This window comes from Streptomyces sp. NPDC002092, assembly GCF_053593775.1.
Map to the genome: position 1 here is coordinate 380,194 of NZ_JBSFDG010000008.1, position 13,791 is coordinate 393,984.

At 72.0% G+C, this 13,791-nt stretch carries 14 protein-coding genes; 7 read left to right on the forward strand and 7 right to left on the reverse strand.

Translation table 11 applies throughout. The annotated features are described in order from the left end of the window. Window positions 1-2: 2 nt before the first annotated feature. Window positions 3-635 carry a response regulator gene (locus tag ACWCRD_RS21080; protein ID WP_450967375.1) on the reverse strand — a complete coding sequence of 211 codons (633 nt, stop codon included), beginning with the start codon at window positions 633-635 and terminating at the stop codon, window positions 3-5. Between the two features lie 201 nt (window positions 636-836). Between ACWCRD_RS21080 and ACWCRD_RS21085 the strand changes: the two genes are divergently transcribed. Continuing rightward, entirely contained in the window at window positions 837-2,444 is a 1,608-nt protein-coding gene (locus tag ACWCRD_RS21085) for an alpha-L-arabinofuranosidase B (RefSeq protein WP_450967315.1), read from the forward strand. On the opposite strand, the gene ACWCRD_RS21090 is transcribed toward ACWCRD_RS21085, so the two are convergent. Genes ACWCRD_RS21090 through ACWCRD_RS21100 form a run of 3 tightly spaced genes read right to left on the reverse strand, consistent with a single transcriptional unit; the run spans window position 2,422 to window position 5,353 of the window. After that, window positions 2,422-3,702 (reverse strand): sensor histidine kinase, encoded by a 1,281-nt coding sequence (locus ACWCRD_RS21090; protein ID WP_450967316.1) that lies wholly within the window; start codon window positions 3,700-3,702, stop codon window positions 2,422-2,424. The two genes, ACWCRD_RS21085 and ACWCRD_RS21090, sit on opposite strands and share 23 nt — an antisense overlap. A 17-nt stretch (window positions 3,703-3,719) precedes the next feature. Then, the gene (locus tag ACWCRD_RS21095; RefSeq protein ID WP_450967317.1) at window positions 3,720-4,436 is read right to left on the reverse strand and encodes an ABC transporter permease; all 717 of its coding nucleotides are present in this window, start codon (window positions 4,434-4,436) and stop codon (window positions 3,720-3,722) included. Further along, window positions 4,436-5,353, reverse strand: a complete 918-nt coding sequence (locus ACWCRD_RS21100; protein ID WP_450967376.1) for an ATP-binding cassette domain-containing protein — start codon at window positions 5,351-5,353, stop codon at window positions 4,436-4,438. The genes ACWCRD_RS21095 and ACWCRD_RS21100 overlap by 1 nt, the downstream gene beginning before the upstream one ends. Window positions 5,354-5,662: 309 nt before the next feature. Between ACWCRD_RS21100 and ACWCRD_RS21105 the strand changes: the two genes are divergently transcribed. From ACWCRD_RS21105 to ACWCRD_RS21115, 3 genes are read left to right on the forward strand one after another with little or no spacing between them, the layout of a single operon-like run. After that, complete coding sequence (locus ACWCRD_RS21105) at window positions 5,663-6,520, forward strand: MaoC/PaaZ C-terminal domain-containing protein (protein WP_450967318.1); 858 nt, start codon at window positions 5,663-5,665, stop codon at window positions 6,518-6,520. A 29-nt stretch (window positions 6,521-6,549) separates the two neighbouring features. Further along, window positions 6,550-7,635 carry a Zn-dependent alcohol dehydrogenase gene (locus ACWCRD_RS21110; protein ID WP_450967319.1) on the forward strand — a complete coding sequence of 362 codons (1,086 nt, stop codon included), beginning with the start codon at window positions 6,550-6,552 and terminating at the stop codon, window positions 7,633-7,635. Between the two features lie 20 nt (window positions 7,636-7,655). After that, window positions 7,656-8,594 carry a 3-oxoacyl-ACP reductase gene (locus ACWCRD_RS21115; RefSeq protein WP_450967377.1) on the forward strand — a complete coding sequence of 313 codons (939 nt, stop codon included), beginning with the start codon at window positions 7,656-7,658 and terminating at the stop codon, window positions 8,592-8,594. A gap of 56 nt (window positions 8,595-8,650) precedes the next feature. Here the strand turns inward: ACWCRD_RS21115 and ACWCRD_RS21120 are convergent, their stop codons facing one another. Both ACWCRD_RS21120 and ACWCRD_RS21125 read right to left on the reverse strand, forming a co-directional pair. Continuing rightward, window positions 8,651-8,806, reverse strand: a complete 156-nt coding sequence (locus ACWCRD_RS21120; RefSeq protein ID WP_450967320.1) for a hypothetical protein — start codon at window positions 8,804-8,806, stop codon at window positions 8,651-8,653. 96 nt (window positions 8,807-8,902) lie between these two features. After that, window positions 8,903-10,084 (reverse strand): hypothetical protein, encoded by a 1,182-nt coding sequence (locus ACWCRD_RS21125; RefSeq protein ID WP_450967321.1) that lies wholly within the window; start codon window positions 10,082-10,084, stop codon window positions 8,903-8,905. Window positions 10,085-10,304: 220 nt separating this feature from the next. On the opposite strand from ACWCRD_RS21125, the gene ACWCRD_RS21130 reads away from it, so the two are divergent. The 3 genes from ACWCRD_RS21130 to ACWCRD_RS21140 are packed head-to-tail and all read left to right on the forward strand — an operon-like array spanning window position 10,305 to window position 13,098. Then, window positions 10,305-11,156, forward strand: coding sequence for a Nif3-like dinuclear metal center hexameric protein (locus tag ACWCRD_RS21130; protein ID WP_450967322.1), 852 nt, complete (start codon window positions 10,305-10,307; stop codon window positions 11,154-11,156). Then, window positions 11,153-11,896: a zinc ribbon domain-containing protein gene (locus tag ACWCRD_RS21135; protein WP_450967378.1), complete on the forward strand. Its 744-nt coding sequence runs from the start codon at window positions 11,153-11,155 to the stop codon at window positions 11,894-11,896. The genes ACWCRD_RS21130 and ACWCRD_RS21135 overlap by 4 nt, the downstream gene beginning before the upstream one ends. An 11-nt stretch (window positions 11,897-11,907) precedes the next feature. After that, window positions 11,908-13,098 carry a bifunctional RNase H/acid phosphatase gene (locus ACWCRD_RS21140; protein ID WP_450967323.1) on the forward strand — a complete coding sequence of 397 codons (1,191 nt, stop codon included), beginning with the start codon at window positions 11,908-11,910 and terminating at the stop codon, window positions 13,096-13,098. Here the strand turns inward: ACWCRD_RS21140 and ACWCRD_RS21145 are convergent. Further along, window positions 13,073-13,732, reverse strand: coding sequence for a bifunctional 4-hydroxy-2-oxoglutarate aldolase/2-dehydro-3-deoxy-phosphogluconate aldolase (locus tag ACWCRD_RS21145; protein WP_450967324.1), 660 nt, complete (start codon window positions 13,730-13,732; stop codon window positions 13,073-13,075). The two genes, ACWCRD_RS21140 and ACWCRD_RS21145, sit on opposite strands and share 26 nt — an antisense overlap. Window positions 13,733-13,791: the final 59 nt, after the last annotated feature.

The window sequence follows — 13,791 nt, forward strand, 5'->3', positions numbered from 1 at the left end:
GGTCACAGCCACCCCTGCTGACGAGCCTCCCGCATCGCCTCCATGCGGTTGCGGGTGCCCGTCTTGCCGATGGCGGACGAGAGGTAGTTGCGGACCGTCGACTCCGACAGGTGCAGCTTGGCGGCGATGTCGGCGACCGTCGCACCGTCCACGGACGCCTTGAGGACGTCGCACTCGCGGGCGGTGAGCGGGCTGGGGCCGGCGCTGAGCGCGGCGGCGGCGAGCGCGGGGTCGATCACGGTCTCGCCGGTCAGCACCCGGCGGATCGCGGCGGCCAACTCCTCGACGGGGCCGTCCTTCACGAGGAAGCCGGCCGCTCCGGCCTCCATCGCGCGGCGCAGATAGCCGGGCCGCCCGAAGGTGGTGAGGATCAGCACCCGGCAGTCGGGGACCTGCTCGCGCAGCACGGCCGCCGCGTCCAGGCCGCTCATGCCCGGCAGTTCGATGTCCAGCAGGGCCACGTCGGGCCGGTGGGTCAGCGCGGCGTCCACGATCGCGTCGCCCGCCGCGACCTGGGCGACGACCTCCAGGTCCGCCTCCATGCCGAGCAGCAGGGCGAGCGCGCCCCGCATCATGCCCTGGTCCTCGGCGAGCAGGACGCGCACGTTCTTCGACGGCCGGTGATCCCGGGGCATCTCGTTCACGGTCCAAGAGTAGGGCGCGGACGAGGCCGCGGCCCGAGTAAAGGCTCGTCTAAAGACTTGTCATTGTTCCGTTCCGCGAGTCTTGACGGCCTACCACTTCGGGCCAACAATCGCGTCTGCATTGGGAGTTCGCCTTTGCAATTCCCGTGCGTGCACCCCCATCCGCAATTGTTCGGCATTTCGACAGCAGGAATGGGTTCGGCATTTCGGTCGAACAACGTTCGGGATATCGGACATGAAGGAGGCTCCACCGTGTTCTCCAGGTTCTCCAGACTCAGAACCGCGGCCCTGGCCGCACTCTCCGCGCTCGTCACCGTCCTGGCGCTCGCCGTCGGCGTGCCGCAGGCGCAGGCGGCGGGCTCGCTGCCCTGCGACATCTACGCCGCCGCGGGCACCCCCTGCGTCGCCGCGCACAGCCTCGTCCGGGCGCTCTACTCGTCGTACAACGGCTCGCTCTACCAGGTGCAGCGGGCCTCGGACGGCGCCACCGCGAACATCGGGCTGCTGGCCGCCGGAGGGTATGCCGACGCGGCCGCCCAGGACTCCTTCTGTTCCGGCACCACCTGCATCATCACCAAGATCTACGACCAGTCCTCGCGCCACAACGACCTGACGGTCGAGGGCGCGGGCGGGGCCGGCGCGGCCGATGTCGGGGCGCCCGCGGACGCCCTGCCGGTGACCGTCGGCGGGCACCAGGTGTACGGCCTGGAGATCTCGGCCGGCATGGGCTACCGGGACAACTCCACCTCCGGTGTCGCCGTCAACGGGCAGGCCGAGGGGATGTACATGGTGACCTCCGGCACCCATGTCAACGGCAGGTGCTGCTTCGACTACGGCAACGCCGAGACGAACAACAAGGACACCGGCAACGGCCACATGGACGCCATCAACTTCGGCACCGAGTGCTGGTTCTCCCCGTGCTACGGCGGCGGCCCCTGGGTGCAGGCCGACCTGGAGAACGGCCTCTTCCAGTCGGACTCCGGCTACAGCAAGAACACCTCGAACACCGGCACCGGGCCGCTGCCCTTCGTGACGGCTTTGCTGAAGAACAACGGTCAGAACCATTTCGCGCTGAAGTACGGCAATGCGCAATCGGGCAGCCTCACCACCACTTATTCCGGCGGTGAACCGACGAGGAGCGGCTACTCGCCCATGCACCAGGAGGGCGCGATCGTCCTCGGCACCGGCGGCGACAACAGCAACGGCTCCATCGGTTCCTTCTTCGAGGGCGTCATGACCTCCGGCACACCGACGGACGCCGCCGACAACTCGGTGCAGGCGAACATCGTCTCCGTCGGCTACGGCGGCGCGACCGGCTCCACCGGCTCGCTGACCCCGGGGTCGGAGATCTCCCTGCGGGCGACGACCTCGTGCTGCACGGGCGACTACATCCGCCACCAGAACGACGCGGCGGTCATCTCCCCGATCACCTCGAGCAGTTCGGCGCTCGACAAGAGCGACGCCACCTGGATCGTCCGCCGGGGTCTGGCGAGCAGTTCCTGTGTCTCCTTCGAGTCGCGCAACTACCCCGGTGACTTCCTGCGCCACTACAACTACCAGCTGCTGCGCCAACCCATGGACGGCAGCGCGCAGTTCAGATCCGACGCGACCTTCTGCCCGACGACTGGCAAGAGCGGCACCGGGACCTCGTTCGCCTCGTACAACTACCCGACCAAGTTCCTCCGCCACTACGACTTCAACGTCTACATAGCGAGCAACGGCGGCTCCAACACCTGGGACAGCTCCACGTCCTGGGCGGACGACGTGAGCTGGGTCGTCAGCTCGCCGTGGGCGCCGTAGCCGCCACCGGTTCGGACACGTCGTCGGCCTCCACGGGGAGTTCGGCGGTGACGGTGAAACCGCCTCGCGGCGACGGGCCGGCCCGCAAGGAGCCGCCCGCCGCCGCGAGGCGCTCGGTCAGTCCCTTGAGGCCGGTGCCGCCGATGCCCGGCAAGGACGGGGAGGGGGCCGTGGAAGGCACACCCTCCCCGTTGTCCGCGACCGTGAGGCTGACGCGTTCGGGGCTGCTGTGCACGGTGATCTCGCAGTGCGTGGCGCCGGCGTGCCGCACGACGTTCGTGACCGCCTCCCGCACCACCCAGCCCAGCAGTGCCTCGGTCTGCGGGGCGAGGGGCGCGCCGGTGCGGCGGACCACTGGTTCGACGGCCGCCGCGGACAGGGCCGAGCGGGCCCGGTCCAGTTCGGTGGCGAGGCTGCCCTCGCGGTAGCCGGTCACGGCCTCGCGGATCTCGGTGAGCGCCTGGCGGCCGACGGACTCGATGTCGCCGATCTGGGTGAGTGCGGCCTCCAGGTTCCCCGGGGCCAGCCGCCGGGCCGCCTCCGACTTCACCACGATCACCGACAGCGTGTGCCCGAGCAGGTCGTGCAGATCGCGGGAGAAGCGCAGCCGTTCCTTCTCGACCGCCTGGTGCGCCAGCTTCTCGCGGGCGGCGCGCAGTTCCCGTACCGCCTCGGAGAGGGTCAGGATCGCCGCCGTCACCATCGTCGAGATCCAGGTGGCGTACGCGATGTTCAGGCCGTTCCAGCCGTCGTGGACGGCGGAGACCAGACCGGCGAGCACGGCGATGGCGGACCCCGACCAGCGCAGGTACTCGCCCCGCAGTGCGGCGCCCGTCGCCAGGCCCAGCAGGGGGAAGAACAGCAGCCAGCTGTCACCGTAGCCGCCCGCGAGGCCGCAGGTGATCGCGGTCATCAGGACCAGCGCCACCCGCGTGGAGGCCGACTGCCGCTTCTCCCTCACGAACGCGCGGGTCGCCACGTAGATGTACAGGGAGTTGAAGGCGAGCAGTCCCAGGCCGCCGATCCACGGGTTGGGGGTCTTGCCCTGGAAGATGTTGGAGAACGCGCCCATCCCCATCAGCAGCCAGGGCAGGAGGGAGAAGGCGGTCGGCGGTGGCCCGGGGTGCTCGGGCACCTCGGCGCCGGTGCGGCACGCCTCCCTCTGAGCGGCCTTGAAGGCCCGCCTGTCCGCCTTCCAGCGCGCCCGCGCCGCCCGCCGGCGGTCCACCTGACGGGCGACCCCTCGTATCCAGGACATGTCTCCGCTCCCCCCGTTCAGGCGGTCCGTCCGGACCGCCGGTACGACAGCACAGCGTACGAACCGAAGGCCAGCAACCAGAGGGTCAGCACCGCGATCGCGCCGAGGGCCGGGGCGCGGCCCTCCGCCGCCGCGGTGCCGAGCTGGGCGAATCGGTAGGTGGGCGTGTACGCCGACAGGGTGCGCAGCCAGTGCGGGAAGAGGGTGACCGGGAACCACAGGCCGCCGAGGACCGCGAGGCCCAGGTTGCACGCCATGTTGGTCACGCCGGTGGTCTGCCCGGTCAGCCGGTAGCCGTTGCCCAGGCCCAGCAGGGTGAAGGGCAGCGAGCCCAGCCACAGCAGCGCCGCGACCGCCGCCCACTGCCAGGCCTGAAGCCGTACGCCGTTGAGCAGGCCGCCCGCGGCGAGCACCGCGAGGATGGCGGGCAGCACCGTCACCGAGCCGGTCAGCGTGCGGCCGACGACGACCTGACGCGGGGTCATCGGGGTCACGCGCAGCTGCCGCAGCCAGCCGATCGCCCGGTCCTCGGCGACCCCGCCGCCGGTGTTGAGGGCGCAGCCGACGGCGCCGTAGCCCGCCATGCCGACCATCGCGCCCGTCTTCCAACTCCCGTCACTGGTCCCGAGGTTGGTGAACAGCAGATACATCAGCACCGGCATCGCGATCCCGCCGATGACAAAACCCGCGTCGCGCAGGGTCCGGCGTACTTCGAGCCGCAGATAGTCCAGCATCACGCCGCCTCCGTCACACGTGCGGTCAGAGCCAGGAACGCGTCGTCGAGGGAGGCGGGCGCCACCTCCAGGCGGCGTATCGCGCCCAGTTCCGCCAGTGCGATCACCGTCGCGTCCGGGTCGTCGGTGCGCAGTCGCGCCCGCTCCCCGCGCACCTCCACCGACCGCACACCGGGCAGCAGCTCCAGGCCCTCCGTGCCCCGTCCCGCGAGGTCGAAGGCGACCAGGCTGCCACCCACCGACCGCTTGAGCTGCTCGCCGGTGCCGTCCGCCACGATGCGGCCTCCGTCGATGACGAGGATGCGGTCGGCATGCGCGTCCGCCTCCTCCAGATGGTGCGTGGAGAACAGCACGGTGTGGCCGAGACGGGCGTACGAGCGCATCGACGCCCAGAAGGCGAGCCGCGCCTCCACGTCCAGGGCGGCGGTCGGCTCGTCCAGGACGATCAGCGAGGGGTTCCCGGCGAGCGCCACGGCGAACCGCACGCGCTGCGTCTGACCGCCCGACAGCCGGTCCACCCGGCGCCCCGCCAGCTCGGTGATCCCGGCCAGCTGCAGGGCACGCGCGACGGGCATCGGGTCCGGGTAGCGGCCGGCCACGAAGGTCACCAGTTCCCGCACCGTGACGCGGGGCACCGCGCGCCCCTCCTGCAGCATCGCGCCGATCCGCCCGGCGCGCACCGACTGCTCGGGAGGAGCGCCGAAGACCCGTACCGTGCCCTCGTCGGGCTCGTTCAGGCCGAGCAGCAGCGAGATGGCCGTCGACTTGCCGGCGCCGTTGCGGCCGAGCAGCGCCACCGTCTCGCCCTGCGCCATCTCAAGGTCCACGCCCTGCAGGGCGCGCACGCTGCCGAAGGTCTTGACCGCCCCCGTGAGGGACACGGCGGGCGGCGCCCCAGCCGCCGTCCCTGTCCTCATCCCCGTCATCCCCGTCATCCCCGTCATCCCCGTCATCCCCGTCGTCTTCGTCATGCCTACGACGCTACGGAGACCAGGTGTCCGCCCGGCAGATGCGCTTGTACGGACTCCGGCAGGACAAATGTCACGGCCGGCCGCGCACTCAGCTGACACAGTGTCAGGAGCCTTCACAAGTGCGGAGCGCTGGGCTATACAGAGGGCGCCGCACTGGAACGCGTTCTAGATCGGCACTCGTGACGACCTCGGTCGCGGCCGACGGTGCGGACGGCCGCGCCGAGGTCTTGAACCATCCGAGCCACCAGGAGCCGTATGCCCATCGATGCAGCGAAGGCCCTCGCCGCCGAGCCCCGTTCCGGCGAGATCACCTGGGACCGCAAGGACGTCCAGCTCTACCACCTCGGGATCGGAGCCGGAATCCCCGCCACGCATCCCGACGAGCTGCGCTACACCCTGGAGTCCCGGCTGCACGTCCTGCCGACCTTCGCCACCGTCGCGGGCAACGGCTCGCCCGGGGTGATCAGCGGCCTGTCCATGCCCGGCGTCGACGTGGACCTGGCCCGCGTCCTGCACGGCGGCCAGTCCCTCACCCTGCACCGCCCGATCCCCGTCGTGGGCACCGCGACCGCCACCGGCCGTATCGCCGCCGTGTACGACAAGGGCAAGGCGGCCGTCCTGGTCATGCGCACCGAGGTGGCCGACGCCGACGGCCCCCTGTGGACCAACGACGCCCAGATCTTCGTCCGCGGGGAGGGCGGCTGGGGCGGCGACCGCGGCCCCTCCACCCGCCTGGACCCGCCCCCCGGCGGCCCCGACCGCACCGTCGAGCGCCCGATCCGCGAGGACCAGGCCCTGCTCTACCGCCTGTCCGGCGACTGGAACCCGCTGCACGCCGACCCGGACTTCGCCAAGACCGCGGGGTTCGAAAAGCCCATCCTGCACGGCCTGTGCACGTATGGCATGACGCTCAAGGCGGTCGTCGACACGCTGCTCGGCGGGGACGTGACACGGGTGCGGTCGTACGCCACCCGGTTCGCGGGCGTCGTGTATCCCGGCGAGACCCTGCGCATCCGCATGTGGCGGGGGGGCCCGCAGGTCCGGGTCGCCGTGAGTGCAGTCGAGCGGGACGACGCGCCGGTCCTCGCCGACACGATCGTCGAACACCTTTGATCCAGCACGCAGTTGAGGGGAGCCGCACCATGCGCGCAGCCGTACTGCACGAGATCGGCCAGGACAAACTCGAGGTCTTCGAGGACGTCGAGGCGACGGGCTTCGGGCCCGGCAAGGTGAGGATCCGGGTGCGGGCCACCGGGCTGTGCCACTCGGACCTGTCCGCGATGAGCGGGGTGCTGCCGCAGCCGGCGCCGTTCGTGCCCGGGCACGAGGGCGCGGGCGAGATAGTCGAAGTCGGCGAAGGCGTGGGCCACTTGAAGCCGGGCGACCGGGTGGTGGTCTGCTGGCTGCCTGCCTGTGGCGCCTGTCCGGCCTGCAAGCGCGGGCAGACCGAGCTGTGCCTGGCCGGGTTCATGAACGCGGGCACCCCCAACTTCCGCCGCCCCGGCGGCACCCCTTCCGATGTATTCGGCTTCGCGGGCACCGGCACCTTCGCCGAAGAGGTCGTCGTGGACGCGGGCTGCGCGGTGCCGATCCCGGGCGACGTGCCCTTCGACATCGCCGCGCTGATCGGCTGCGGGGTCACCACCGGCCTGGGCGCCGCCCTCAACACCGCCGATGTGGAAGCCGGTTCGTCGGTCGCCGTCATAGGCTGCGGCGGCGTGGGGATCTCCGCGATCCAGGGGGCGCGGCTCAAGGGCGCCGCCGAGATCGTCGCCGTCGACCCGGTCGCCTCGCGCCGCGAGTCCGCCCTCAAGTTCGGCGCCACCAAGGCGGTCTCGCCGGACGAGCTGGCCGACGCCAAGCAGAACGTCACCGGCGGCGAGGGCTTCGACTACGTCTTCGAGGTCGTCGGCAAGTCGGCCACCGCCCGCACCGCCTACGACAGCACCCGGCGCGGCGGCACGCTCGTCGTGGTCGGCGCGGGCGCCATGGACGACTTCCTGCAGCTCAACATGTTCGAGCTGTTCTTCGACGAGAAGCGGATCCTGCCGTCGATGTACGGCGGCGGTGACGTCCTGCGTTCCTACGAGCGGACCATCGCCCTGTGGCGGGCGGGCCGCGTCGACCTGGAGGGCCTGATCACGCACCGGGTGCCGTTGAGCGAGATCAACGAGGCGCTGGACCAGATGCGGACGGGGACGGCTCTTCGTACGTGCATCGAGATCTGAGGGGCGTGACTGTGTCGTCGCTGCCACTGCCCCTGGAGGGGCTGTCAGCCGTCGTGACCGGTGCCGGCCGCGGCCTCGGCCGGGCCGAGGCGCTCGAACTCGCCCGGCTGGGGGCCGCCGTCGTCGTCAACGACTTCGGGCAGCCGGGCCGGGACGGCTCGGGGGAGGCCTCGGCGGGCCCCGCCGAAGAGGTCGCCGCCGAGATCCGTGCGGCGGGCGGCAAGGCGCTCGCCCACACCGGAGACGTCGCCGACTTCCAACAGGCCCGGGAGATCGTGGAGTTGGCGATCGGCGAGTTCGGCAAGCTGGACATCCTGGTCAACAACGCGGGCATCCTGCGCGACCGCATGGTCTTCTCCATGACCGAGGACGAGTGGGACGCGGTGATCCGGGTCCACCTCAAGGGCCACTTCAACACCACCCACTTCGCTGCCGCGCACTGGCGCGAGCGGTCCAAGGCCGCGGGCGCGCCGGTCTACGGACGGATCGTGAACACCTCGTCCGAGGCGTTCCTGGCGGGCTCGGCCGGGCAGCCCAACTATGCCGCCGCGAAGGGCGGAATCGTCGGCCTCACCACCTCGACGGCCCTCGCCCTGGCCAAGTACGGCGTCACGGCCAACGCGATCTGCCCGCGTGCCCGCACCCGGATGACCGAGGACGTCTTCGCCGGCTTCGAGCAGCCGGCCGACGGCCTCGACCCGCTCGCCCCCGAGCATGTCGCCCCGCTCGTCGGCTACCTGGCCTCGCCCGCCGCGGCCCGCGTCAACGGCCAGCTGCTCGTCGTGCACGGCGGCATGGTGGCCGTCGTCGACCGACCGCGGGTGCAGGCGAAGTTCGACAGCAAGCAGGACACCTTCACCTACGACGAGCTGGACGCCGTACTCACCCCGCACTACGCGGACCGGCCGCCGGGGGAGACGTTCGCGGCGGCGGAGGTACTGGGCCTCAAGCGGGCGTAGACAGACGAAAGGGGCTCGCACACCGGCCGGTGTGCGAGCCCCTTCCCTGCGTACCCTCAAGCAGCCGCTTCGCTGTCCTCGGTCGGCTTGCGGTGCCGGCCGTGAGGGGCCGTGTCACCGTCCTGGGCCGAATTCGGGCCCCGGTGCCGGCCGTGCCCGGCGTCTTCCCGGGACTCGGCGGACAGCGGCTGCATGGTGCTTGTGTCGCTCATCGGAAGGATTCACCCCGTCAACATGATCTTTCAAACAGCCGGGCGAGTTTAACCGGCCACCCTCCGCGCGGATCCAGACGGGCACGCCCATCGGCACTATTTCGTTACAAGACGTCCCAAGGGCGCCTGCTGCAAGGGCACGGGACGCGGTGCGACGGGCTCCGGAGGATCCGGCTGTGCCGGCTCACCCCGTGCCGGATCCTCCGGGCCCGCGCCCCCCGATCCCCCTGCATCCCCCGGTTCCCCCGTCTCCCCCGAGGGCGCCACCAGCTGCGCCACGCCGCACGGCACCTCGGCCGTGGCGTAGGGCAGTTGGAGCACCCCGTCCCTGGTCCAGACACCCGCGCCCGCCAACCACCCGTAGGGCGCGGCGAAATGGTGCACCTGCCGCCGGTCCGGCCGCCACAGGCCCACCCAGCTGCCGACGGGCCCGTCGATACGCAGCGCCACCCCGCAGGACTCCGGCAGCAGCACCTGCCCCGGCTGGATGGCGAAGGGCGTCACGACGCAGTCGGGCAGCCGCAGGCACTCCGGGAACCGCACCGGCAGGGTGCTGCCCAGCACCCCCCAGCCGAGGCGCTCCTCGCCCGGCGAGGGCGCGTCGGAGCCGATCAGCAGCAGACCGCTGTCCGGGTCGGCGAGCAGCAGCCGGTCGTCGCTGCCCTCGGCGATCTGCAGCAGCGGCGAGACCTCACCGGCCCGCTCCAGGTCGACCACGACCGCCTTGGTACGGCCGCCGGTCTCCCGGTCGAGCGCCAGCAGCCGTCCCGTCCGGTCCAGCCACACCCCGCCCGAGCAGCGGCCCGGGATCTCCGCCAGCTGCTCCGGCCCGAAGGCGCCGCCCGCCACCAGCCACACCGTGCTGGAGCGCCGGCCGACGGCGAGGGCGTACGCCTTCTCGCCGCCCGGCGCGGGCGGCAGCAACCGCAGCCGGGCGCCCTCCTCCGGACACTCCACCGCGCCGATCAGCAGCTCGCCGGTGCCCGGTCCGGTCGGGTACAGCAGCGAGAACAGGTGCCGTCCCTCCGCCCGCCGGTGGATGAGGACCCGCCCGTCGCCCATCGGCTGCACCTCGGTGCCGGGCTCCTCGGGCTGGTTGCCGGGCAGCGGCACGGCGTACGGCTCGGGGCCGTCCAGCGTCCAGCGCTCCGGGAACCAGGAGCCGCCGCCGGCCGGCGCGAGGCGGGCGGCGTAGGCGCCGTCCACGGTGATGGTGCAGCCGGATTGCGGAGCGCCGTCCTCGGGAGCAGCCTCGGGCTCGATCGCACACGCCGTCATGGTCTGGTCACCTCCGGCGACGAAGCTAGTTTTCGCACGCACACACGTGGGACCACGAGGCTCCTGCTTCACACATAAGGGTGGCGGGGGAACGATTCGCCTGAGGAAACGGGGGCGGCTGTGCTGAAGGGGTCGGCGGTGAGCCGCGGGGTGCCGGTACCGCTCCGCCCGACCACGGACACAGGTTCAGCGGCACAGATCAGGCAGGTAGCCTTCTAGCGTGCCCCGTCTGTCTGAAGTCATCGCCGCGCTGGAGAACCTGTGGCCCGCCGAGCGGGCCGAGTCCTGGGACGCGGTCGGCACGGTCGTGGGCGACCCCGACCAGGAGGTCACCCGGGTCCTGTTCGCGGTCGACCCCGTGCAGGAGATCGTCGACGAGGCGGTGAAGCTGGGCGCCGACCTGCTGGTCACCCACCATCCGCTCTACCTTCGCGGTACGACGACGGTCGCGGCGACCCACTTCAAGGGCCGCGTCGTCCACACCCTGATCAAGAACGACATCGCGCTGCACGTCGCCCACACCAACGCGGACACGGCCGACCCCGGAGTCTCGGACGCCCTCGCCGGTGCGCTGGATCTTCGCGTCGTACGCCCCCTGGTGCCGGACCCGGCCGATCCGTCCGGCCGCCGGGGCCTGGGCCGCATCTGCGAGCTGGACCACCCGCTGCCGCTGCGCGAGTTCGCCGAGCAGGCCGCCGCCCGGCTGCCCGCCACCGCGCAGGGCATCCGCGTCGCCGGCGACCCCGAGGCGGTCGTCCGCACGGTCGCCGTCAGCGGCGGCTCCGGCGACAGCCTCTTCGACCAGGTCCGTGCGGCCGGTGTCGACGCCTTCCTCACCGCGGACCTGCGCCACCACCCGGCCTCCGAGGCCGTGCTCCAAAGCCCCCTCGCGCTGCTCGACGCGGCGCACTGGGCCACCGAATGGCCCTGGTGCGAGCTGGCCGCCACCCAGCTCGACGAGATCTCCGACCGCCATGGATGGGACCTCAGGGTCCATGTCTCCAAGACGGTCACCGACCCCTGGACGGCCCACGCGGCCTCCCCCGATCCGACTGCAGGAGCCCCCAACTGAACGCCGCGCCCGCCGACCAGATCCGACTCCTCGACGTCCAGGCCCTCGACGTACGCCTGCAGCAGCTCGCGCACCGGCGCAGGTCGCTGCCTGAGCACGCCGAGATCGAGTCGCTCACCAAGGACCTCACCCAGCTGCGCGACCTGCTGGTGGCCGCGCAGACCGAGCAGAGCGACACCGCCCGCGAGCAGACCAAGGCCGAGCAGGACGTGGACCAGGTGCGCCAGCGCGCCGCCCGCGACCAGAAGCGCCTGGACTCCGGCGCCGTCACCTCGCCCAAGGACCTGGAGAACCTCCAGCGCGAGATCGCCTCCCTCGCCAAGCGGCAGAGCGACCTCGAGGACGTCGTCCTGGAGGTCATGGAGCGCATCGAGTCCGTTCAGGAGCGGGTGGCCGAGCTCACCGAGCGGGTCTCCTCCGTCCAGTCGAAGATCGACGACGCGACCGCGCGCCGTGACGCCGCCTTCGAGGAGATCGACGGCGAGGTGGCGACGGTGACCAAGGAGCGCGAGGTCATCGCGGGCACCATCCCCGCCGACCTGCTGAAGCTCTACGACAAGCTGCGCGAGCAGCAGGGCGGCATCGGCGCGGCCAAGCTCTACCAGCGCACCTGCCAGGGCTGCCGCCAGGAGCTGGCGATCACCGACATCAACGACATCCGCGCGGCCGCCCCCGACACGGTGGTGCGCTGCGAGAACTGCCGTCGCATCCTGGTGCGCACGGCCGAGTCCGGCCTCTAGGAGCCTTGACCGTGCGGGAGTTCATCGTCGAGGCCGACGGCGGTTCGCGGGGCAACCCGGGACCCGCGGGCTACGGATCCGTGGTGCTCGACGCGGTGACGGGTCAGACCCTGGTCGAGGCCGCGGAGTACATCGGCGTCGCGACCAACAACGTCGCCGAGTACCGGGGCCTGCTCGCGGGCCTGCGCGCCGCCCACGAACTGGACCCCTCGGCCAGGGTCCGCGTCCGCATGGACTCCAAGCTGGTCGTCGAGCAGATGTCGGGCCGCTGGAAGATCAAGCACCCTGACATGAAGCCGCTGGCGACGGCGGCGGCCCGGGTGTTCCCGCCGGACCAGGTGACGTACGAGTGGATCCCGCGGGAGCAGAACAAGCACGCGGACCGCCTGGCCAACGAGGCGATGGACGCGGGCAAGCGCGGCGAGCAGTGGTCACCGTCGGCTTCGACGGCGGAGCTGGAGGCGGCCGCCGCGAGGACCACGGTCGCCGAGCCGGCCGCCGCCGACGTCCCGAAGGCCGAGGCCGATGTGCGGGCCGCCACGGCCGTCGCCGGCCCCGGCTGGGCCCCCGCCGACCTGGGCGCGCCCGCTACCTTCGTGCTGCTGCGGCACGGTGAGACCCCGCTGACCCCGCAGAAGCGTTTCTCGGGCAGCGGCGGCACCAACCCCTCCCTGTCCGACGTCGGCCGGGAGCAGGCCGAGCGCGCCGGGGCCGCGCTGGCCCGGCGCGGCACGATCCAGGCGATCGTCGCCTCGCCCCTCGCCCGCACCCGCGAGACCGCCGGCATCGTCGCCTCCCACCTGGGCCTGGAGGTGAGCATCGACGACGGGCTGCGCGAGACCGACTTCGGCGCCTGGGAGGGGCTGACCTTCGCCGAGGTCCGCGAGCGCTACCCCGACGACCTGAACGCCTGGCTCGCCGACCCGCACGCCCAGCCCTCGGGCGGCGGCGAGAGCTTCGCGGCGACCGCGACCCGTATCGAGGCCACCCGGGAGAAGCTGGTGGCCGCCTACGCGGGCCGCACGGTCCTGCTGGTCTCCCACGTCACACCGATCAAGACGTTCGTACGGCTGGCTCTGGGCGCCCCGCCCGAGTCCCTGTTCCGCATGGAGCTGTCGGCGGCCGCACTGTCCGCGGTGGCCTACTACGCGGACGGCAACGCGAGCGTACGGCTCTTCAACGACACGTCCCACCTGCGCTGAGCGCCTGGTCGGCGACCCGGGTGAGCCCCGCCGCCTCGCGGGCCAGCGACTCGATCCGGTCCCAGTCGCGGGCCGCGAGGGCGTCCGCCGGGAGCATCCAAGTGCCGCCCACGCAGCCGACGTTGGGCAGCGCCAGGTAGGCGGGGGCGTTGGCCGGCCCGATGCCCCCGGTGGGGCAGAACCGCGCTTGCGGCAGCGGCCCCGCCAGCGACTTCAGATACGCCGTGCCACCCGCCGCCTGCGCCGGGAAGAACTTCATCTCCCGCACCCCGCGCTCCAGCAGCGCCACCACCTCCGAGGTGGTGGACACCCCCGGCAGGAACGGCACCCCGGACGCCTTCATGGCCTCCAGCAGTACGTCCGTCCAGCCCGGGCTGACCAGGAAGCGAGCCCCGGCGGCCACCGAGTCCTTCACCTGCTCCGGCGTGATCACGGTCCCGGCCCCGACCACCGCGTCCGGCACCTCGTCGGCGATCGCGCGGATGGCGTCCAGGGCGGCCGGCGTCCGCAGTGTCACCTCGATGGCGGGCAGTCCCCCCGCCACCAGCGCCCGCGCCAGCGGAACGGCGTCCGCGGCGTCCTCGAGGACGACAACGGGCACGACGGGGGCAAGGTCGAGGAGCGATGAGGCCATGCCCACATCGTGCCCGCGCAATGCAGCATGCGCAAAAGCCATTGCGCATGCTGCAACAG